The organism is Rhizobium sp. NFR12 (assembly GCF_900108545.1).
GTDB classification, from domain to species: domain Bacteria; phylum Pseudomonadota; class Alphaproteobacteria; order Rhizobiales; family Rhizobiaceae; genus Neorhizobium; species Neorhizobium soli.
The window spans coordinates 267,368-287,967 of record NZ_FNWM01000004.1; the positions used below are offsets into that span (position 1 = coordinate 267,368).

The 20,600-nt window shown below is 61.5% G+C and carries 23 protein-coding genes; 15 read left to right on the forward strand and 8 right to left on the reverse strand.

Annotated features, from left to right (window positions below; genetic code table 11):
• Window positions 1–3 precede the first annotated feature (3 nt).
• From BLW69_RS17645 to BLW69_RS17670, 6 genes are all read left to right on the forward strand, one after another.
• Complete coding sequence (locus BLW69_RS17645; RefSeq protein ID WP_092663826.1) at window positions 4–1,089, forward strand: DUF1513 domain-containing protein; 1,086 nt, start codon at window positions 4–6, stop codon at window positions 1,087–1,089.
• Between the two features lie 37 nt (window positions 1,090–1,126).
• Window positions 1,127–1,579 (forward strand): TspO/MBR family protein, encoded by a 453-nt coding sequence (locus tag BLW69_RS17650; protein ID WP_062454072.1) that lies wholly within the window; start codon window positions 1,127–1,129, stop codon window positions 1,577–1,579.
• A 70-nt stretch (window positions 1,580–1,649) separates the two neighbouring features.
• The gene (locus BLW69_RS17655; RefSeq protein WP_092663828.1) at window positions 1,650–2,099 is read left to right on the forward strand and encodes a PaaI family thioesterase; all 450 of its coding nucleotides are present in this window, start codon (window positions 1,650–1,652) and stop codon (window positions 2,097–2,099) included.
• Window positions 2,096–2,734 (forward strand): 5'-methylthioadenosine/S-adenosylhomocysteine nucleosidase, encoded by a 639-nt coding sequence (locus BLW69_RS17660; protein WP_092663830.1) that lies wholly within the window; start codon window positions 2,096–2,098, stop codon window positions 2,732–2,734. Before BLW69_RS17655 ends, BLW69_RS17660 begins: the two co-directional genes overlap by 4 nt.
• 40 nt (window positions 2,735–2,774) lie before the next feature.
• Window positions 2,775–4,364, forward strand: coding sequence for a glutamine-hydrolyzing GMP synthase (gene guaA, locus BLW69_RS17665; RefSeq protein ID WP_092663832.1), 1,590 nt, complete (start codon window positions 2,775–2,777; stop codon window positions 4,362–4,364).
• A gap of 65 nt (window positions 4,365–4,429) precedes the next feature.
• Entirely contained in the window at window positions 4,430–5,020 is a 591-nt protein-coding gene (locus tag BLW69_RS17670; protein ID WP_092663834.1) for a YqaA family protein, read from the forward strand.
• A gap of 256 nt (window positions 5,021–5,276) precedes the next feature.
• Here the strand turns inward: BLW69_RS17670 and BLW69_RS22845 are convergent, their stop codons facing one another.
• The gene (locus BLW69_RS22845) at window positions 5,277–5,441 is read right to left on the reverse strand and encodes a hypothetical protein (protein ID WP_092663836.1); all 165 of its coding nucleotides are present in this window, start codon (window positions 5,439–5,441) and stop codon (window positions 5,277–5,279) included.
• Between the two features lie 170 nt (window positions 5,442–5,611).
• Here BLW69_RS22845 and BLW69_RS17680 point away from each other — a divergent pair, with 170 nt between their 5' ends.
• The 3 genes from BLW69_RS17680 to BLW69_RS17690 all read left to right on the forward strand — a co-directional run bounded on the left by BLW69_RS17680 (window position 5,612) and on the right by BLW69_RS17690 (window position 7,790).
• On the forward strand, window positions 5,612–5,965 hold the full coding sequence (locus BLW69_RS17680; protein WP_092663838.1) for an ArsC family reductase: 354 nt from the start codon (window positions 5,612–5,614) through the stop codon (window positions 5,963–5,965).
• A gap of 5 nt (window positions 5,966–5,970) precedes the next feature.
• Window positions 5,971–6,444: a Cys-tRNA(Pro) deacylase gene (gene ybaK, locus BLW69_RS17685; RefSeq protein ID WP_092663840.1), complete on the forward strand. Its 474-nt coding sequence runs from the start codon at window positions 5,971–5,973 to the stop codon at window positions 6,442–6,444.
• Window positions 6,445–6,536: 92 nt separating this feature from the next.
• Complete coding sequence (locus BLW69_RS17690) at window positions 6,537–7,790, forward strand: aminopeptidase (RefSeq protein ID WP_092663842.1); 1,254 nt, start codon at window positions 6,537–6,539, stop codon at window positions 7,788–7,790.
• A 43-nt stretch (window positions 7,791–7,833) separates the two neighbouring features.
• On the opposite strand, the gene BLW69_RS17695 is transcribed toward BLW69_RS17690, so the two are convergent.
• The 3 genes from BLW69_RS17695 to BLW69_RS17705 form a co-directional block, all read right to left on the reverse strand.
• Window positions 7,834–8,169, reverse strand: a complete 336-nt coding sequence (locus BLW69_RS17695) for a hypothetical protein (RefSeq protein ID WP_113469063.1) — start codon at window positions 8,167–8,169, stop codon at window positions 7,834–7,836.
• A 123-nt stretch (window positions 8,170–8,292) separates the two neighbouring features.
• Complete coding sequence (gene xseA / locus BLW69_RS17700; protein ID WP_092664123.1) at window positions 8,293–9,906, reverse strand: exodeoxyribonuclease VII large subunit; 1,614 nt, start codon at window positions 9,904–9,906, stop codon at window positions 8,293–8,295.
• Between the two features lie 71 nt (window positions 9,907–9,977).
• The gene (locus tag BLW69_RS17705; protein ID WP_175487292.1) at window positions 9,978–11,783 is read right to left on the reverse strand and encodes a hypothetical protein; all 1,806 of its coding nucleotides are present in this window, start codon (window positions 11,781–11,783) and stop codon (window positions 9,978–9,980) included.
• 152 nt (window positions 11,784–11,935) lie between these two features.
• Between BLW69_RS17705 and BLW69_RS17710 the strand changes: the two genes are divergently transcribed.
• On the forward strand, window positions 11,936–12,949 hold the full coding sequence (locus BLW69_RS17710) for a glycosyltransferase (RefSeq protein WP_092663848.1): 1,014 nt from the start codon (window positions 11,936–11,938) through the stop codon (window positions 12,947–12,949).
• Window positions 12,946–13,326, forward strand: a complete 381-nt coding sequence (locus tag BLW69_RS17715) for a GtrA family protein (RefSeq protein ID WP_062454083.1) — start codon at window positions 12,946–12,948, stop codon at window positions 13,324–13,326. The genes BLW69_RS17710 and BLW69_RS17715 overlap by 4 nt, the downstream gene beginning before the upstream one ends.
• Window position 13,327: 1 nt before the next feature.
• Here BLW69_RS17715 and BLW69_RS17720 read toward each other — a convergent pair whose 3' ends face one another.
• Window positions 13,328–14,314, reverse strand: a complete 987-nt coding sequence (locus BLW69_RS17720; RefSeq protein WP_092663850.1) for a Gfo/Idh/MocA family protein — start codon at window positions 14,312–14,314, stop codon at window positions 13,328–13,330.
• 191 nt (window positions 14,315–14,505) lie between these two features.
• Here BLW69_RS17720 and BLW69_RS17725 point away from each other — a divergent pair, with 191 nt between their 5' ends.
• From BLW69_RS17725 to BLW69_RS17735, 3 genes are read left to right on the forward strand one after another with little or no spacing between them, the layout of a single operon-like run.
• A complete protein-coding gene (locus BLW69_RS17725) occupies window positions 14,506–15,456 on the forward strand; it encodes an aldo/keto reductase (RefSeq protein WP_092663852.1) in 951 nt (316 codons plus the stop codon).
• A 36-nt stretch (window positions 15,457–15,492) separates the two neighbouring features.
• Window positions 15,493–16,488 carry an aldo/keto reductase gene (locus BLW69_RS17730; protein ID WP_092663854.1) on the forward strand — a complete coding sequence of 332 codons (996 nt, stop codon included), beginning with the start codon at window positions 15,493–15,495 and terminating at the stop codon, window positions 16,486–16,488.
• A gap of 54 nt (window positions 16,489–16,542) precedes the next feature.
• Entirely contained in the window at window positions 16,543–16,767 is a 225-nt protein-coding gene (locus BLW69_RS17735) for a DUF3072 domain-containing protein (RefSeq protein ID WP_062454087.1), read from the forward strand.
• A 107-nt stretch (window positions 16,768–16,874) separates the two neighbouring features.
• On the opposite strand, the gene BLW69_RS17740 is transcribed toward BLW69_RS17735, so the two are convergent.
• Window positions 16,875–17,492 carry a hypothetical protein gene (locus BLW69_RS17740; protein ID WP_092663856.1) on the reverse strand — a complete coding sequence of 206 codons (618 nt, stop codon included), beginning with the start codon at window positions 17,490–17,492 and terminating at the stop codon, window positions 16,875–16,877.
• Here BLW69_RS17740 and BLW69_RS17745 point away from each other — a divergent pair.
• Window positions 17,485–17,742, forward strand: coding sequence for a tautomerase family protein (locus tag BLW69_RS17745; protein WP_210184930.1), 258 nt, complete (start codon window positions 17,485–17,487; stop codon window positions 17,740–17,742). The genes BLW69_RS17740 and BLW69_RS17745 overlap by 8 nt on opposite strands.
• On the opposite strand, the gene pheT is transcribed toward BLW69_RS17745, so the two are convergent.
• Together pheT and BLW69_RS17755 are read right to left on the reverse strand one after the other, a co-directional pair.
• Entirely contained in the window at window positions 17,717–20,152 is a 2,436-nt protein-coding gene (gene pheT, locus BLW69_RS17750) for a phenylalanine--tRNA ligase subunit beta (RefSeq protein ID WP_092663858.1), read from the reverse strand. The two genes, BLW69_RS17745 and pheT, sit on opposite strands and share 26 nt — an antisense overlap.
• Window positions 20,149–20,592: a GFA family protein gene (locus tag BLW69_RS17755; RefSeq protein ID WP_244508877.1), complete on the reverse strand. Its 444-nt coding sequence runs from the start codon at window positions 20,590–20,592 to the stop codon at window positions 20,149–20,151. Before BLW69_RS17755 ends, pheT begins: the two co-directional genes overlap by 4 nt.
• Window positions 20,593–20,600: the final 8 nt, after the last annotated feature.

Sequence of the window (20,600 nt, forward strand, 5' to 3'; positions counted from 1 at the left end):
GCCATGAACTGGCGCGGCGAAACGATCGATCGACGCGGTTTCCTGAAGGCGGCAGGCGTTGCCTTTACCGCGGCCCTTCAACCGGGCTCGCTGATGGCGCTGGAACGGGCGGACGCGGTTTATGCCTCGGGTTTTCGTGCGCCCGATGGTTCGTTCGGCATTGCGACCGTGTCGGAGCGCGGCGAGATCATCGACCGTGTGGCCCTGCCCGCGCGGGCGCATGGCATGGCCTTCAGTGCTGCGACCGGTCGAACGATCGCGTTTGCCCGACGGCCCGGGACCTTCGCCATGGTGTTTGATACGGCACGCCGGGAAGAGCCTGTCATGATCACCGCTCCGGAGGGGCGACATTTCTACGGCCACGGGCATTTCTCGCCTGATGGTACCAGGCTCTACGCGAGCGAGAACGATTTCGACGGCAATCGCGGCTTGATCGGCGTCTATGATGGAAGCGACGGCTTCCGCCGCATCGGCGAATTCGATGCCCATGGTGTCGGCACCCACGACATGACCGTCTCCGACGACGGGTCGACGCTGGTCATTGCCAATGGCGGTATCGAGACGCATCCGGATTTCGGCCGCACCAAGCTCAATCTCGATCGCATGGAGCCATCGCTGGTGCTTTTGGATGCACGATCCGGCGCGCTGATCCAGAAACACCTGGTGCCGCCGTCGCTATCCCAGCTTTCCACCCGGCATCTGGATATTGCCGACAACGGCCAAATCTGGTTCGCCTGCCAGTGGGAAGGTGCGCGCAACGCATTGCCGCCGCTTGCCGGCTGGTTTTCGAAGGGCGAGGACATCGCATTCCTCGACCTGCCCGAACAGACCACGGTCCGGCTTGGCAATTATGTGGGCGCGATTGCAGTCAATCGTCGCGAGGCGCTGGTCGGCCTGACATCGCCGGTGGGCGGTGCGGCGGTGACGCTGGATGCAAGGACCGGCAAGGTGATGAGGGAAGAGACGGTGCGGGAGGCTGCGGGCGTGGCACCGGCTGCGCACGGCATCGCGGTCTCGACCTATGACGGGCGTTTCAACGAGACCAAAAGCCGGATAGCCTGGGACCAGCACATCGTTCGCATCGGATGATCTTTCCGGCCGCTCAAACCGCTCTATCTGAGGGTACATGCGCAAACCTATTGTCTACGGTCTCTTCATCATCGCGTCGGTCGCCGTCGGCGTGATCAGCGGCGTCAGCAACATTCCCGGCGAATGGTACCAACAGCTGAACAAGCCGTTCTTCAATCCGCCGAACTGGATCTTCGGACCGGTCTGGACGGTTCTTTACGGCATGATCGGCGCAGCGCTTGCCTCTACCTGGTACGACCAGAACAACACTCGAAGGCTGGTCGTGTTTGCGGTGCAGGCCGTCCTGAACCTGCTCTGGTCTCCGGCCTTCTTCGGGATGCAGAACCCGGTTCTCGGCCTCACCATCATCGTGCCTATGCTCGCTTTCATCCTGCTGTTCATCGCCATGAGCTGGCGGCCGAACCGCACGGCCGCGCTGCTGTTCGTGCCCTATGCGCTGTGGGTCGCGTTTGCGACGATGCTCAATATTTCGATCGTCATGCTCAACTGACGAGCCGAGACCAAACCGGCTTGCCGATACCGGCCCGGCATGGCACCTTGCCCCGATCAAAGGGGCAGGCATGAGCATTCTCGAAACAGGCGATTTTCGCGAGCGTATTCGCCAGAGTTTTGACCGGCAGGGTGCGATGGCAATGCTTGATGCGGAGCTGACCCGGGTCGAGCAGGCGATGATCGAGATCGAGCTGCCCTATAGCGAGAAGCTGACCCAGCAGCATGGGTTTCTGCATGCCGGCGTGATTTCGGCGGCTCTCGACACGGCCTGCACCTATGCCGCCTACACGACGATCGCGCCTGACGCCTCGATCCTGACGATCGAGTTCAAGGTGAACCTGCTATCGCCCGGTCGTGGAGAGCGGTTTCTGTTTCGCGGCGAAATCACCAAGCCCGGGTCGACGATCATCGTTGCGGACGGGCGCGGTTATGCGATCGGTGACGGCCCGGCAAAACTCATTGCGTCCATGACCGCATCGATGATGGTCATCCGCGGCAGGCAGGATATCGTCGGATGAATTTCGAACTTAAGGCAGTTTCTGGCAGGCAGATTATGTTCGTCATGGCCGTCGATGCCGAATATGGTCCGCATCTCAAAACCCGTATCAAGCCGCTGATGACCGGTGTAGGCCCGGTGGAGGCAGCGGTCATGCTGTCGCGTGCACTGACACGGCTGGAGGTGGAAAGCCGGTTGCCGGATCTGGTCGTCTCACTCGGGTCCGCCGGCTCGCGCAGTCTCGAGCAGACGGAGGTCTACCAGGTATCCTCCCTTGCCTATCGCGACATGGACGCCTCCCCGCTCGGTTTCGAAAAGGGACGCACACCGTTTCTCGATCACCCGGCGATCGTTCCGATGCCGCTTCGCATCCCCGGCATTGCGGAAGCGTCGCTTTCGACGGGCGGCAATATCGTTTCGGGATCAGCTTATGATCTCGTGGCCGCCGACATGGTGGACATGGAGACCTTTGCCGTGCTGCGATGCTGCCAGGTTTTCGGTCTTCCACTGATCGGTCTGCGGGGCATTTCCGACGGCAAGGCGGAGCTGAAGCATGTCGACAACTGGACGGAATATCTCCATGTCATCGACGAGAAGCTTGCAGAGGCCATCGACCGGCTTGAAAACGCCCTTGAAAGCGGCGATTTGGCGCTCTGACGCAGTTGCACAAAAGCCAGTTTTTCTCTAAAGGCTCGCCATGACCCAGACAACGCCCTTGGTAGCTCATCCCGACAGCATACTCATCATCGATTTCGGCAGCCAGGTGACGCAGCTGATTGCGCGCCGCGTGCGCGAAGCGGGTGTGTATTGCGAGATCCACCCGTTTCAAAGTGCAGCGGACGCCTTCGACAAGCTTGCGCCGAAGGGCGTGATCTTTTCCGGCGGCCCGGCATCGGTCACGACAGAGGGAAGCCCGCGCGCACCGCAGGCTGTGTTCGACAGCGGCGTTCCAATCCTCGGCATCTGCTACGGCCAGCAGACGCTGGCAACCCAGCTCGGCGGCGTCGTCGAGGGTGGCCATGCCGCGGAATTCGGCCGCGCCGACGTCGAGATCAAGAAATCCAGCCCGCTGTTTGATGGTTTCTGGGAACAGGGCGGCCGCTATCCCGTGTGGATGAGCCACGGCGACCGCGTCACGCAGTTGCCTGATGGCTTCGAAGTGATCGCCACATCCGAAAACGCGCCGTTCGCGATCGCTGCCGACGAGAGCCGTCGCTATTACACGACGATGTTCCATCCGGAAGTGGTGCACACGCCTGATGGCGCCAAGCTGCTCTCCAATTTCGTGCACAAGATCGTCGGCCTGAAGTCCGACTGGACCATGGCTGCCTACAAGGCCGAAATGATCCGCAAGATCCAGGAACAGGTTGGCACCGAGCGCGTCATCTGCGGCCTGTCCGGCGGCGTCGATTCATCCGTTGCCGCCATTCTGATCCATGAAGCGATCGGCGACCAGCTGACCTGCATCTATGTCGACCACGGCCTGATGCGCCAGGGCGAGACCGAACAGGTCGTCGGCATGTTCCGTGATGCCTATAACATCCCGCTTGTGGCCGTGGATGCATCCGACCTGTTCCTGACCCAGCTTGCTGGCGTTTCCGACCCTGAGGTCAAGCGCAAGACGATCGGCCGCCTGTTCATCGAGGTTTTCGAGGCGGAAGCGGCCAAGATCGCTTCCGACGGCAAGGGCGCGCCGCGCTTCCTCGCGCAGGGCACTCTCTATCCTGACGTCATCGAGAGCGTTTCGTTCTCCGGCGGCCCGTCTGTCACTATCAAGAGCCACCACAATGTTGGCGGCCTTCCTGAGCGCATGAACATGCAGTTGGTGGAGCCGCTGCGCGAACTGTTCAAGGACGAAGTGCGCGCGCTGGGCCGTGAGCTTGGCCTGCCGGAAAGCTTTATCGGCCGCCACCCGTTCCCGGGTCCAGGCCTTGCCATCCGCTGCCCCGGTGGGATTACCCGCGAAAAGCTTGATATCCTGCGCAAGGCGGATGCGATCTATCTCGACGAAATCCGCAAGGCCGGTCTCTACGACACTATCTGGCAGGCATTCGCCGTGCTGCTGCCTGTGCAGACCGTCGGCGTGATGGGCGACTACCGCACCTACGACTTCGTCTGTGCGCTGCGCGCCGTGACCTCGGTCGACGGCATGACGGCCGACTTCTACCCCTACGACATGAACTTCCTTGGCCGTGCGGCAACCCGCATCATCAACGAAGTGCGCGGCATCAACCGCGTTGTCTACGACGTGACCAGCAAGCCGCCCGGCACGATCGAGTGGGAATAGGCCTTTAGTGACCGGCGGCAGCACTCGGCTGCCTGTCACATCCCAATCCCTTCCTGGATATCGCGATGCTCCGCAGCCTCTATGACTGGACGATGGCGCTCAGCGCCCGTAAGTCCGCAAGCGTGTGGCTTGCGGTCATCGCTTTCGTCGAAAGCTCGGTCTTCCTGGTGCCGGCGGATGTGCTGTTTCTGCCGATGGCGCTCGCAAGGCCCGAGCGCGCCTGGCGCTACGCCCTGATCGCCACGACGTTTTCGGTGCTGGGTGGCATTGCCGGCTGGTGGATCGGGTTTTTCGCTTTCGATGCGATCGCCGTGCCGATCCTCGAATTCTGGGGCAAGCTCGATACGTTCAACGAGCTGAAATCCGGCATCACCTACGAGACGATCCTGCTGATGCTGGTGACCTCAGGCTTTGCGCATTTGCCACCGATCAAGGTGGTCACGATCCTGTCCGGAGCCGTGCATGTCAACATCTGGCTGTTCATCGCGGCGGCCGTGGTCACTCGTGGTGCCCGCTTCTTTCTCCTCGCATGGCTCCTGCGTCGCCATGGCGAGAGCATCCGCCACTTCATCGAGAAGCGGCTCGGGAAGCTGGCACTGATCGGCGCCGTCGTGCTGATCGCCGTCTATTGCGCCTACAAGATGCTGATGAGCTGAGTTGGCGCGACGCCAGCTGCGGCTACGTTATCAGGCTGCTTGCGCACGCCTGGCCTAGTATCAATATTTCTGCGGGGAAGTTTGTGGCTTGATCGCCTATCGGCTTGCGAAACAAGCCATGCGTTAAGCGGGATGGTGACCTGCTCTGGCTAAAGGGCTCAGCCGGGTCATATCATCAGCGCCTGTGGTGTGGCGAAGTGTTACGCCACACATGTCCGGCAGGAGCTTTCCCGCCGGGCGGTCTTTGGAAGTATGATTAGCGAACCTTGCGGAAAGCCTGGGGATCGATGCCGAGGATCTCGAGGTCACGGGCGTGCGGACGACGGTTGTTCTCGACAGCGGCGGATGCGGAGACGGCAGCGCCGAACAGTGCAAATGCACGACCGAATGCGCCAACGCGGTTCTTGATAGATGCAGACATTTGATCTCTCCTTGTGATGTTCCTAAAATAGGCTGCACATTGTGCCTATACAATCGACAAGCTCACAGAGGAGGCATGCGCCAATCACATGGCACGGACCTCACGGCATCCATGCCTTGCCTAAACCGAGCTGTGGTTGCTATCGATCGTCATCAATGGAAGAGGTTCTCATGGCGATCACCATCTATGGCATCAAGAACTGCGACACGATGAAGAAGGCCCGCGCCTGGCTGGATGAGAAGGGCGTTGCCTACACCTTCCACGACTACAAGGCGCTCGGTATCGACCCCGACCATCTTAACGACTGGACGGGGCGCGCCGGGTGGGAACAGGTGCTAAACCGCGCAGGCACCACGTTCAAGAAACTCCCCGAGACCGACAAGCTGGATCTCGACCGGGAAAAGGCGATCGCGCGGATGACGGCTCAGCCGTCGATGATCAAGCGGCCCATACTGGAATCGGATGGAAAACTGATCATCGGCTTCAAACCGGAAACCTACGCCGCGACATTCACCGAGACCTGACTCTGATGTCCAAGGCGACCCGCGCAACCGAAGTCCTCGAGAAGGCTGGCGTGAGCTTCACGACGGTTACCTACGACTATGATCCTGGCGCCGAACGCATCGGGCTTCAGGCAGCCGAGGCCATCGGCGAAGAGCCTTGCCGCGTTCTGAAGACGTTGATGGCGGAGGTGGACGGCAAGGCGGTCTGCGTCGTCGTTCCGTCCGATAGGGAAGTCTCGATGAAGAAGCTTGCGGCGGCATTCGGCGGCAAGTCTGCGGCGATGATGAAACCGGCCGACGCGGAGCGGATCACCGGCTATCGTGTCGGCGGCATCAGCCCGTTCGGCCAGAGGAAGCTCGTCCCGACGGCGATCGAGGCAACGTCTCTCGAGGAGGTCCATATTTTCGTCAATGGTGGCCAGCGAGGGCTTCAGGTTCGTCTTGCCCCAAAAGACGCACAATCGGCGTTGAAAGCGATAGCGGCGGCCCTTGTTGCGTGAAGCGAGGGGACTACGATCGTGACCGATCGACTTCAAATTCACCTCAGTTACCCTAAGTCGTGTCAGCAGATATTCCAAGAACAGAGGCCATTATGACAATCGTGCCGAATTTCCAGACCGCCATCGATCCGCAGAAACTCGAAAAGCTTGCCGAAGTGGCGGTCAAGGTTGGCCTTGGGCTCGCGAAGAACCAGGATCTCGTCATCACGGCGCCGATTGCGGCCTTGCCGCTAGTGCGGTTCCTGACCCGCCACGCCTACAAGGCCGGTGCCGGCCTGGTCACCACGTTCTATTCCGACGAAGAGACGACGCTTGCGCGCTACGAGTTCGCGCCCGATGCGAGTTTCGACAAGGCCTCGGACTGGCTCTACGAAGGCATGGCGAAGGCTTATGCCAATGGCGCGGCGCGGCTGGCGATCTCCGGCGACAACCCGATGATGCTCTCCGAACAAGATCCCGCCAAGGTGGCGCGGGCCAACAAGGCCAATTCGATGGCCTACAAGCCGGCGCTCGAGAAGATCGCCAATTTCGACATCAACTGGAACATCATTTCCTATCCCAACCCGGCATGGGCGCGGCAGGTGTTCCCGGACGTGGCCGAAGAGGTGGCGGTGCGCAAGCTGGCCGACGCGATCTTTGCCGCCTCCCGCGTCGATCTCGACGACCCTGTCGCTGCCTGGGCATCGCACAATGCAAACCTCAAGAAGCGCTCGACTTGGCTGAACGGCGAGCGTTTTTCGGCGCTTCATTTCACCGGTCCGGGCACCGACCTCACGGTCGGACTGGCTGATGGCCATGAATGGCATGGCGGGGCGTCCGTCGCGAAAAACGGCATCACCTGCAATCCGAACATTCCGACCGAGGAAGTGTTCACCACCCCCCATGCGCTGAAGGTGGAAGGCTATGTTTCCAGCACCAAGCCTCTGTCGCATCAGGGCACGTTGATCGACGACATCAGAGTGAAGTTCGAAGGCGGCCGGATCGTTGAGGCAAACGCTGCCAAGGGCGGAGAAGTGCTGAGCCGGGTTCTCGATACGGATGCGGGCGCCCGCCGGCTGGGCGAAGTAGCACTGGTGCCGCATTCATCGCCGATTTCGGCAAGCGGCATCCTGTTTTACAACACGCTGTTTGACGAAAACGCGTCGTGCCACATCGCGCTCGGCCAGTGCTATTCGAAATGCTTCCTCGACGGCGCTTCGCTGACGCCGGAGCAGATCAGGACGCAAGGCGGAAATTCAAGCCTCATCCACATCGACTGGATGATCGGATCCGACAAGGTGGATATCGACGGCATCAGGGCCGATGGTTCCAAGGTGCCCGTTATGCGCGCCGGCGAATGGGCCTGACCCACGAGACGCGAGGCCCGGGTTTGCCGGGCCTTTGCCACTATCAACGGTAATAGACGACCTTGCCGCCATTGGCAGCAGTTTCCACCGACAGGACGTTGTGGACCGCAATGCCGCGGGCTTCGAGCGAGCGCATCAGGCTGCTGTCGGCACTGACTTCCGCCTGCGCCCGGCGCATGATCAGTTCGTTGCCGGAACCCGACCACTCGGAATATCCGTCCTTGCGGCTGGTGAGCGAGCCGGACTGGATCGCGATGACGTTATCGTCATAAGCCTTGCCGAAGATGATCTCCGATGCCCTCGTCTGTCCGGCCAGTGCCGGCGTGCCGAAAGCTGCCGCCGAGAGGATCAGCAACGAGGTCGCGAATGCTTTTTTCATGGCCATGGTCTCCGTTTGCAACTGCCGAGGAAACGCAGCTTGCAACGCCGTGTTCCGCTAAGGTCTCTTCAAGAGAAGATAGGAAGTCTTGGCGGAGATTTGAATGGCGCTGTCGCCCAAGGGTTAGAACAGCGTGCCCTGCTTGGCAGGCTCTTCGGCTGCTTCCGGCCTCGGCAGCTTCTTTTTCGACTGAGAAGGCCGTGCGGCAGATGACGGATCTTCGGTTGGGGCCTCGCCGCCCGTGACGGCCGAGATACGGCCGTCGGCGAATTCGACGGAAATCGCCCGGCCCTCGCCAATGCCGGCGGCCCGTGTCAGGGGGTGGTTGTTCTCATCGCGGATGACGGCAAAACCGCGTTGCAGGACGTTCTTGTAGGACAGCGACTGCAGGACGCGATCCTGCGCCGAGATGGCCGAACGGCTGCGCGCGAGCGTGTGCGACATGGCGGTATCGGCATGGCGCCCGAACGATACGAGATGTTGACGCTCGCGCTGGATCTGGCCGAGCAGCCGCGCGGGCAGAGATTTCAGCGACGCTTCGAAACGCGACAGACGCCCGCGTTCGCTCAAGGTTCGACGCTCCAGGCAACGGTCAGCCCGCAGCAGCCGGTCGTTCAGGGCCTGGCGTTGTTGCTGGAGCCTGCCCGTCAGGAGATCGAGGCGCAGACCGGACGAGACACGCTCGAACGCGCGGCGCTTGACGACCGTCGTGCGCTCCAGCCCACGGCCGAGACCAGCAGCGGCTTCATCGAATCGTCGGCGCGGAAGTGCCAGCAGCTGGTCGAGCGACGGAAGCGCGCGGACGAGCGCCCGCAGAGACTGTTTGCGGTGGTCCATCTGTCGCGCTGCACAGCCCCGCAGCCGGGCGGCCAGGCTCGCGAGTTGCGCATCGAGATCCGCCTTGACGGGAACGGCCATTTCGGCGGCCCCTGTCGGCGTCGGTGCGCGAACGTCGGCGGCGTGATCGAGGAGCGTCCAGTCGGTCTCGTGGCCCACGGCCGAGATCAGCGGAATCCGGCTTTCGGCTGCAGCGCGCACGACGATCTCGTCGTTGAAGCTCCAGAGGTCTTCCAGACTGCCGCCGCCGCGCCCGACGATCAGCACATCGGGCCTTCGGATCGCATCGCCAGGGCCGAGTGCGTTGAACCCGCGGATGGCCGCCGCGACTTCCTCGCCAGATCCCTCGCCCTGAACCTTGACCGGCCAGAGCACGACATGGACGGGAAAGCGATCGGAAATGCGGTGCAGGATATCGCGGATGACGGCGCCGGTCGGCGAGGTCACCACGCCGATGACGCGCGGCAGGTAAGGCAGGGGCTGCTTGCGGTCCTGATCGAACAGGCCTTCGGCACCGAGTTTGCGGCGGCGCTCTTCAAGCAGCGCCATCAGCGCACCGGCGCCGGCCGGCTCGAGGTTTTCGATGACGATCTGATATTTCGACGAGCCCGGGAATGTGGTGATCTTGCCGGTCGCGATCACTTCCATCCCTTCTTCCGGCCGGAACCGCAGGCGCGAAAAGGTGCCCTTCCAGATGACCGCATCAATGCGCGAGCGGTCGTCCTTCAGCGAGAAATAGGCATGACCGGAAGAGTGCGGACCGCGATAACCGGAAATCTCGCCCCTCACCCGCACATGATCGAACGCATTCTCCATCGTGCGCTTGATCGAGCCGGAAAGCTCCGACACGGAAAATTCGGTGAGGTTCGTCGGCGATTCTTGGGCGATAGGGCTCGTCATGCCCTTTGTTCTAACCGAAGGCTGCGCCGATTTCATCCGTCTTTCCGGATCATCCGACGCTTAATCTCGCCCTAGTCTCTCACGACCCGGTAGATCATGAACCCATCCAGCGGACCGGTGGCCACAGGCTGCAGGTATGGCGGGATGTCACCCCGGGCGAGCGCGGCATAGAGGCCGTCAGGTTTCATCGCGATCAGCCGCTCGGTCTGCGGATCGCTCTTGCAGAAGGTGAGAGCCGTGACACCGGCACCATCGATAAAGGCCTTGGATTCGGCCGGTTGCGCGAGGCCGATATGCAGTTCGGTCAGCATGCCGCCCTGATTGCGGTGATAGGGCGCGGACAATGCACGATGTCGCGTGAAGCGAATGATCTCCGCGCCGCTGTTGGAGGGAGAAGCGATGACGCCGACCGGAAGGGCATTCAGCGCGGACCATGTCTGCGGCCCGCCGCATTCTCCTTCTTCACCTGCGTTATCGGTGGAGAGGATATTGAGGTCGACGGAGCCGACGCCCTCTTTGATGAGAATGCCGGCCACGCCCCAGACGACCGGGACGGAAGCAAGGACCGTGACGATATAGGCTGCAGCAAGGGATGGATTGTTGCGGTCCGCATTGGCACAGACGCGGATATCGGCAATCAGCAGAGACAGCGGCAGGATGCTGAGGAGGTTGGAGAAGATCGTTCCGCGCACCTGAATGGCCGCGACAGCGAAGGAAACGAGGAGCAGAACGAGAAGCACGACGTGGGTTTCGACCTTGCTGCGACAGGCGATGCGGGCAATGCAGACGAGGATGGCGAAGAGGCCCACCGCATAAAAGCCGCCGACGAGCTCGGGCGTGTCGCGCATTTCAGCCACGATCGAGCGTGCCTCGGATACGCCGTTCAGCCAGAGTTCGACAAGCAGCGGATCAAGGTTTGCCAGCGGATTGCCGAGGCATTCCGGCGCAATTGCGCGGGCTGCAGCAAGAAGGGCGACGCCGGCCGCCCCCAGCATGGCGAAACGCAGCAACCGTTTATCGGGCAAGGGCAGGCTTGCCAGAATGAACAGGCCGGCGCCACCGATTGCCGTCAGCGAATAAAAGCCGAAGGAAAGATTATCGCAGGTGACGACCGCATAGCGATAGGGCGGCACGGTGGCGAAAAAGGCGGCGGAGATCGCAAGCGTGAGGCAGAGGCCGAACGCTTTGGCGGCCCCGGCGAACGACCTGCCGTGCCAGGCCCATTGCAGCACGACGCAGATGCAGGCGGCAGCGACGAAAGGGACCGTTTCGGCACCGACGGCGATCGCCAGCGCCGCTGCAATGCCGGCGACGGCATAGCTTGACCGGCGATATTGCGGATCGACCAGCATGGCTGTGACCCACATGGCAAGCGCCAGTTGGACATTGTGGTGATCGAGCGCGCCCGGCTGAAATTTGATGTTGGTGAAGACGAAGATCGCGCCGATGCCGAGCGCCAGATGCATGGTGACCACGCCGCCGATGCGGCGGCCGGCAAGACCGAGCGGGACGAACAGGAGGAAGGAGACGAAAATCGGCCAGACTGTTGCCGCGACACCTTCGGCCAGCGGCATTGCCATGAACAGCGAGAAGAACTTGATCAGTGCCGCGATCGGCAGGTCGACCAGCCGCGACCAGTGCATGAGCGTGCCGTCGGCAAGGCCGAGCCGGTACTGCGTCATGTCGAACCAGCCCTGGCCGCCGAGGAGATCGCGGACTTCAACCAGCCGCATGATGTCGTCGTTGTCGGCACCGATCAGATCGGTCGCGGTGGGCAGCTTGATGACAAGGGCCATGATCGAGACTGCGAGCCAGTAGATCATCACCACGGGCGCAAGCCTCAACGATATCGCACCGCGCCCGCTAACGACCTGCATGTCTTCCCCACCTCCGACCATGATTTCCGGGGCTTTCGCATTTTCGCCCCGAAATATTCCAGCCCGAAACCTAGCCTTAACCTTCCCAAGAAATAGTAAAGCGGTGAAGCGGCGCGTGCCGTCTGCGGTCTTCTTTGTATCGAGTGAAAACCATGACCGATGCCCTGACGGGTGATCTGAAGATCGCCGTTCTTCTGCCCTGCTACAACGAAGCATCGACGATCGAAGCGGTGGTGAACGGCTTTCGCCAGGCCCTGCCCGATGCGCGCATCTACGTCTACGACAACAATTCGACCGACGGCACTGCGCTGAAAGCCATGCTGGCCGGTGCCGAGGTGATGCGGGAACGACGCCAGGGCAAAGGCCATGTGGTGCGCCGCATGTTTGCCGATATCGACGCCGACATCTATCTGATGGCGGATGGTGACGGCACCTATTCCCCGAAAGACGCGGAAGAGCTGATCCGCACCCTGTTGACCGAGCGCGCCGATATGGTTGTCGGCACCCGTCGGGGCGTTCATGCGGATGCGGGGCGCCAGGGCCACGCGACCGGAAACCGGCTGTTCAACATTCTCTACCGGACGATCTTCGGACGCGACTTTACCGATATCTTTTCCGGCTACCGCGCCTTCTCGCGTCGCTTCGTCAAGAGCTTTCCGGCCGTATCCGGCGGGTTCGAGATCGAGACGGAAATGTCGGTGCATGCGTCGCGTCTGAAATTGCCGATCTGCGAGATCGAGCTCGATTACGGACGCCGTCCGGAAGGATCGCATTCCAAGCTTTCGACCTTCCGCGATGGCGCGAAGATCCTCTGGATGTTTGCGATGCTGATGAAGGAAACCCGGCCCTTCGCATTCTTCGGCGTGATCAGCGCCGCCTTCATGGCCGCGAGCCTGATGTTCATGGCGCCGGTGCTGGTGGACTATTTCGAGACGGGCCTAGTCGAGCGGATGCCGACCTGGGTCTTCTCGCTGGTGCTGATGCTGATCTCGTTCCTGGTGTTCACGGCCGGGCTCATCCTCGATTCCGTATCACGGGCGCGGTCAGAGCAGTTGCGCATCCACTATATGAGCATGCCACAACGGGTGCACGCTCCGGTCTCGCTGCAGAAGCCTGCCGGCCGCCGCCGCAAGGATGCAAAAGGCGACGCCAAGAGCGCCGCATGAAGCGACTTTTCTGGTTCCTGGCCGCGGGCGGCTGCGGCTTCGTTATCGATGCTGGACTGACGTATTTTCTCATCGCGGTTGCCGGGTTCGGTCCGTTTGCGGCCCGTATTCCTGCGATCATGGCCGCGATGAGCTTTACCTGGCTCATCAACCGCAACCGGACGTTCGAGCCATCGCCGCACTCGCTTGCGCAAGAGGGCTTTCGATACTGGGCCGTGGGCATCACCTCGGCCTGTATCAATTACGCCGTCTATTCGCTGCTGATGTGGCGGGCGCCGTTCCTGCAGCCGATTGCGGCGATCGTATTCGCCTCGGCTGCAGCAACGGCCTACAGCTATTTCGGGTATTCCCGCTTCGTCTTCCGCCACAAGAACTAGGTCAGACCGTCTCCCAGCCGTCGGTTTCACCGGCGCGGTAGATCGCGTCGATAAAGCGCTGGTTGAGAAGCGAGTTCTCGAGCGTCACAATCTCTGCCGCCTCACCCTTTGCTGCCTTCGCGAAGGCTTCTGCCTGGCGGCGATACTGGCGGCTGTCTGGGAAGCGGAAGATCTGCGAGACGTTGTGCTTCTGGTTGGTGAGTTCGATCTCTTCGGCGCCCCAGCGATCCGCATTGAAGGGAGACTTGACCTCGATCGTGCCCTCTCTGCCATGGAACACCATGAGCTGGCGGCTCGCCATCTGGGTCGAGATGTAGAAGCTCATTTCGAATGTCTCGAAGGCTGCCTTGACGCTTGCATAGATATCCGTGCCGAAATCCGGGTCGCGCTCCACCTTGGCCTGGACTCGCACCGGTTCTTTACCGGTGACAAAGCGGGTCGCGATCGTCGGATAGACGCCGATATCCGGCAGCGCGCCGCCGCCGAGTTCCGGAATGTTGCGCATGTTATCCGGATCGCGATTGAAGTAGCTGAAGGCGCCCTGGACATGCTTGAGGTCGCCGACCGCGCCTTCTTTCAGGAGATCGCGCACCTTGTGCCAGACGGGCGCATAGGTCACCATGAAGGCTTCGGAAATCAGGACGCCATTGTCATCCCTTGCAGCGATCAGTCGCTCGATCTCGCTCGCCTTCAGCGCGATCGGCTTTTCGCAGAGAACATGCTTGCCGGCCTCGGCCGCCTTGATCGACCATTCCACATGCTGGCTGGTCGGCAGGGGGATATAGACGGCATCGATCGTGTCGGAGGCCAGCATCTCGTCATAGGAGCCGAACGCATGCGGCACGCCGAACCGGTCGGCAAATGCGCGCGCCTTGGCATGATCGCGGCTGGCAACGGCGCTTACCAGGCAGTTTTCGGCGTCCAGCAGTGCCGGAACGACAGCGTCCCGTCCGATTTTTGCCGTCGACAGGATTCCAAAACGCAACATAGCAGTGCCTCCACACATTCACAGACAGTCATTGGGAGGCTAACCTAGAGCCGCTTGGGCGGTCGGGCAACCGCCGTTGTCAGGTCAGCTGAAACCTTGTGCCCGCTTGTCGGTTTGACAGTCGATCCAATCAGCCTAGTTTCATCCTTCACCACTCATCGCTTCCCCACGTCATCTATCTGGAGACCATCATGGACATGCGCTTGCTCGGCCGTACCGGACTTTCCATCTCGCCCGTCGTTTTCGGCGGCAACGTGTTCGGCTGGACCGCGGACGAAAAGACTTCTTTCGAGATGCTGGACGCGTTCTTCGAGGCCGGGTTCAACACGATCGATACCGCGGATGTCTATTCCGCATGGGCGCCGGGCCATCAGGGTGGCGAGAGCGAGACCGTGATCGGCAACTGGCTGAAGCGCGGCACGGTGGCCCGCGACAAGGCTGTCATCGTCACGAAGTTCGGTTACCCCACCATGGGCGACGACAAGAAGCTGAAAGCGAAGTGGGTGGTGGAAGCCGTCGACAAATCCCTGCAGCGGTTGCAGACCGACTATATCGACCTCTACCTTTCGCATTTTCCCGATGACGACACGCCGCACGAGGAGACGCTTGGCGCGCTTGCGAAACTGAAGGATGCCGGCAAGGTGCGCTCGATCGGCTGCTCGAACTTCAGTGCGGAACAGTTGCAGGCTTCGCTCGACGCCGCTGACAAACATGGCTTGCCGCGTTACGACGTGCTGCAGCCGGAATACAATCTCTACACCCGCAACAAGTTCGAAGGCCCGCTTGCGGACCTTTGCATCGCAGAGGATATCGGCGTCATCAGCTACTACGCGCTGGCGGCTGGCTTCCTGACGGGCAAGTATCGCAAGGCTGAAGATGCCGAAGGCAAGACGCGCGGCAATCGCATGCCCGACTATATCAACGACCGGGGTCTGAAGTTGCTTGCAGCACTCGACCAGGTGGCCGCGGAAACCGGCGAAAGCCTGGCTGCGATTTCGATTGCCTGGGTTGCCGCACGGCCGGGCATTACTGCGCCGATCGCCAGCGCGACCAGCCTGAAGCAGCTCGAGGCGATCATTGCGGCCGGCAGGCTCACACTCAGCGAGGCGCAGATGGCACTCCTCAACGAGGCCGGTGCCTGATCGATCCTTCCTTAAAGTTTAACCTGGAGAATTCCCGTGCAGACACGCAAGCTTGGAACTGAACTGACGGTCTCGGCGATTGGCCTTGGCTGCATGGGCATGAGCCATGCCTATGGCGGGCAGGATGAAGCGACATCGATCAGGACATTGCACCGCGCCGTCGAGATCGGGGTCAACTTCTTCGACACTGCCGAAGTCTATGGCCCCTACGTGAATGAGGAGCTTGTCGGCAAGGCTTTGAAGCCGTTCCGCGAAAAAGTGGTGATCGCCACCAAGTTCGGGTTCAGGATCGATCCCGCTAAAAAGGACTCGAGCGCGATGTCCGGTCTCGACAGCCGGCCGGAGCAGGTGCGCGCAGTTGCCGAAGCCTCGCTGAAACGCCTCGGCATCGACGTGATCGACCTCTTCTACCAGCACCGCGTCGATCCTGACGTGCCGATCGAGGAGACGGTCGGAGCGATGGCCGAGCTGGTGAAACAAGGCAAGGTGCGCGCGCTTGGCCTGTCGGAGGCAAGCCCTGATATCATCCGGCGCGCCCATGCCGTGCACCCGATTGCGGCGTTGCAAAGCGAATACTCTTTGTGGACCCGCGATCCCGAGGGCGACGTGCTCGATACCTGCCGTGAGCTCGGGATCGGCTTCGTGCCATTCAGCCCGCTCGGCCGCGGGTTTCTGACCGGCAAGATCCAGAACACGTCGGAATTTGGCGAAGGTGATCTGCGCCGCACCATGCCGCGCTTCGAGGCTGAGAATATGGAGGCGAACCTGGCGCTGGTCCGGCTTGTCGAACAGATGGCGTCGGAAAAGGGCATCACGGCGGCGCAGCTTGCTCTTGCCTGGGTACTCGCCAAAGGCGACTTCATCGTGCCCATTCCCGGCGCGCGCAAAATCCCCAATCTGGAGCAGAATGCCGGAGCGGCCGACGTCGTGCTGACCGCCGACGACGTGAAGCGCCTCGACGAAATGCTGTCTCCCGACAAGATCGCCGGTGCGCGTTACGGCGGACAGGCGGCATGGACACCGCGCCGCTGATGGAACTTCGTTTCACCGAGAACGTTTAAGGAACATCCAAACGGTGAGGAAACTATGAGCGACATACATAACCCGAAGACTGACCCGGATCCCGCATCGAACACCGAGAAGGACCCGGATGACTGGGTCACCGGTGACGAGCCGATGACCGGCGCCCAGGGCTCCTATCTCAAGACCCTCAGCGAGCAGGCGAAAGAGCCTGACGCTTTCGCCGAGGACTTGTCCAAGGCCGAAGCCTCCAAACGCATTGATGCGCTCCGCGAAAAGATGAAGATGTGAGTATTTAGCCCTCCGCAGGTTCTGTTGTTGCAGAGCCTGGGGAGGGTCTCGTCGAGTCTGAAGAACAGGCAGTGCAATCGGTCGTGCATTCCTATCTCGATGAGGCACTATCGCCTCAACTTCGGAAAGCCCTGGTACCATTCCGAATGGTCGCCGCCATGGTTGGCCATTCCTTCCTTGGTCAGGAGCCCGCGGGGCTGGGCATAGCTCGTGATCCGGCGCACCGGCCGCTCATGCCACTGGATATTGAAGGCCCAGAGTTTCGGGAAAAAGCAGAGCGAGGCATAGGGAAGGTGATCGTGGATCCACCAGGCCAGCTTTCGCCAGTCGCCTTCCTCGCTGACATTGTCAATCAGCCATGGGACGACGACGCAGGCCGTTGCGCCCATGCAGCCATCGGCATCGCGAAGATCCCAGATATGATCCGCAGACGAGGCGGCATTGGTGGCGCAGTTTAATCCCCTGATATTGCCGAAGGCGTTGACTTCAGCTGCGCGGTAACCTGAGCGCACATGCAGCCGGCCGAATGTCGCCTGCAGCGGTTCCAGCAACTCTTCACAAAGGCGCCGCCCCGCCTCGATCGCCAGATGCGGATCGTCAGGGACATTGGCCAGGCCATAGACCGCGGCAATCTCGGAAAACAGGAAATCGCGGAAGAAGAAGTTTTCCGATAGCCTGACCCGGCCTAGCTCCTCCAGCCCCTTCATGGAATTTGGCTTGCGCACCGGCCCTTCCTTCACGATTCTTGTGAAGTTACCACGCCCGTTTGAAACCCACAAAACCAATACCAAAAGCGAAAAGGCCGCCTTTATCCAGGCGGCCTTTGCAGGATTTTCGGCTCTCCTCGGGGATCTGCATGAGGAGAGCTACATCTATGTTCAGGACGTCCGCGCCGCATCCTATGGATATGGCGGCAGGACACAGGATTGGGGCGGTACCAGCGCGCCGGTTAGGCGCGCAGCACGCCGCCGGTGACCTTGACGACATTGGCGACGATCTTGGCAGTGAGTGCCTCGAAATCCTCGTCCGTCAGCGTCTTGTCGACCGGCTGGATCAGGATCTCGATTGCAACCGACTTCTTGCCCTCGCCGACCGACGCGCCTTCGAAGACGTCGAACACGTTGACGCCCGAGATCAGCTTGCGGTCGGCACTGGTTGCGGCCTTGACGATCGCGCCGGCTTCGACAGTCGATTCGACCACGAAGGCGAAGTCGCGCTTGACGGCCTGGAAGGGCGAGAGTTCCAGCGGAGGCTTGGTGCGGGTCGCCTTCTTCTTCGGCTCGGCCATGGCGTCGAGATAGACCTCGAAGCCGCACAGTGCGCCTGACACATCGAGCGCGGACAGCGTCTTCGGATGGAATTCGCCGAACGTGCCGAGCACGATCTTAGGACCCATCTTGATCGTGCCGCAGCGGCCCGGATGATACCAGGCGGGACCACCCTGTTCGACCTGCACGTTCGACATGGGCAAGCCGCAGGCTTCGATCACGGCCAGCGCATCGGCCTTGGCGTCATAGACATCCACCGGCTTGCCGCCGCCCTTGGCACCGTTCGACCAGAGGCGCCCTGCGCCGTTGATCGAGGCCGTGCCGCGGCGGATACCGCCGGCAACGCGACGCTGGCCTTCCGGCGTGTCGTTCTCGTAGGTGCCGGAGACTTCGAAGATCGCCACATCGCCCAAACCCTTGTCGGCATTGCGCTGGGCAGCGGTCAGCAGACCCGGCAGCAGCGAGGGACGCATGTCCGACATATCGGCGGCGATCGGGTTTGCGAGCTTCAGCGACGGTGCGCCGCCGCCGAACAGCTTTGCCTGCGCCTCCGGAATGAACGACCAGGTGACGGCTTCCAACATGCCGCGGGCAGCGAGTGCACGCTTGGCCGTGCGGGTGCGGATCTGCAGCGTCGTCAGGATCTTACCGTTGACGCTGCCGATGCTTTCGAGAGGTTCCGGCTTGATGTGATCGACGCCGTGGATGCGCATGACCTCTTCGACGAGATCGGCCTTGCCATCGACATCCGGACGCCAGGACGGGACCTTCACCGATACGCGCTCGCCTGAACCTTCAACCGTGAAGCCGAGGCGATCCAGGATCTGGCGGCTTTCGTCGGACGAGATCTCAAGGCCGGTCAGGCGCTTGACTTCGGCGAAGGGGAAATCGACGGTCTTCGGCTCATATGCCTTGTAGCCGACGACCTTTGCTTCGGCTGCCGTGCCGCCGCAGAGTTCCAGCACCAGTTGCGTGGTGCGGTCGAGACCGGGCAGCATGTAGTCAGGATCGACGCCGCGTTCGAACCGGTAGCGGGCATCGGTGATGATGCCGAGGGCGCGGCCCGACTTGGCAATGTTGATCGGGTCCCACAGAGCCGATTCGATCAGGACATCGACGGTGTTTTCGTCGCAACCGGAATGTTCGCCGCCCATGATGCCGCCGATGGATTCGACGCCGTTGTCATCGGCGATGACAACGTTGCTCGGCGTAAGCTTGTACTCGCGGGTATCGAGCGCGAGGATCGTTTCGCCTTCGCTGGCGCGACGAACGACCAGATTGCCCTTGACCTTGGCGGCATCAAAGACGTGCATCGGCCGGCCCTGGTCGAAGGTCATGTAGTTGGTGATGTCGACGAGCGCGTTGATCGGACGCAGGCCGATCGCCTTCAGGCGCGTCTGCATCCATCCCGGGCTTGCGCCGTTCTTGACGCCGCGCACGAGGCGGAGGCCGAAGCCGGGGCACAGGTTTTCGTCATCGAGATCGATCGACAGGCCGACCGAGGTTTCGCCTTCGAGTTTGAGCTGAGGCTTTGCGCGCGGCTTCAGCGTGCCGAGCCCGGATGCGGCGAGATCACGGGCGATGCCATAGATCGAAGTGCAATCGGGACGGTTCGGCGTCAGGTTGATCTCGATCATCGGATCGTCTAGGCCGGCATAGGAAGCGAACGAGGTGCCGACCGGCGCATCGTCGGGAAGATCGATGATGCCGTTATGATCTTCCGACATGTTCAGCTCCTTTTCGGAGCACATCATGCCGTGGCTTTCGACGCCGCGGATCTTGCCGATGGCAAGCGTTACATCGATACCCGGCACATAATCGCCAGGACGAGCAAGCGCACCGACCAGACCGGCGCGGGCATTCGGCGCGCCGCAGACGATCTGCAGCGGCTTGCCGCCGTTGACATCCGGACCGGCATCGACGGAAAGAACCTTCAGGCGGTCCGCTTCCGGATGTTTTTCCGCCGACAGGACTTTTGCGATGACGAAAGGCTTGTAGGCTGCCTTGTCATCGACATCCTCGACTTCCAGCCCGATCGCCGTCAGGCGCTCGCAGATCTGCTCGAGATTGGCATCGGTTTCAAGGTGATCCTTGAGCCAGGAAAGCGTGAATTTCATCGGTTTTCTCCTGAAGGTCTCTGCACGGTCATCGTTTCCATCCGTGGCAGGCCGTCATCGACATGGAAGAAAGGAAGCTCTTCGCGCACGTAACCGTGCACGCTGGGCGGATAGTTTTCCGGCGCATCCATGGCGCCAAGCATAAAGTAGATCCGGTCGGCGAGCCGCTCATCGGTATACGCGATCGGTGCGCCGCAGGTCGCGCAGAAGCTGCGCTTGACGGGTGCTATGCCGTAGGCCGAGCCGGGCTCGCCTGCGAAAGTCACGTCGTCGGTTTTGAACCCGACAAAGGCCGCGACAGGCGAACCGGTTGCTTTCCGGCAGTCGCTGCAGTGGCAGTAACTGGCGTAGATCGGGTCAGCGCTGGCCGCAAAGAGGATCGCGCCGCAGCGGCAGCCACCGCGGTGCACCCTCCCCTGTCGCGTCACCATCTCACTCATCGCAATTC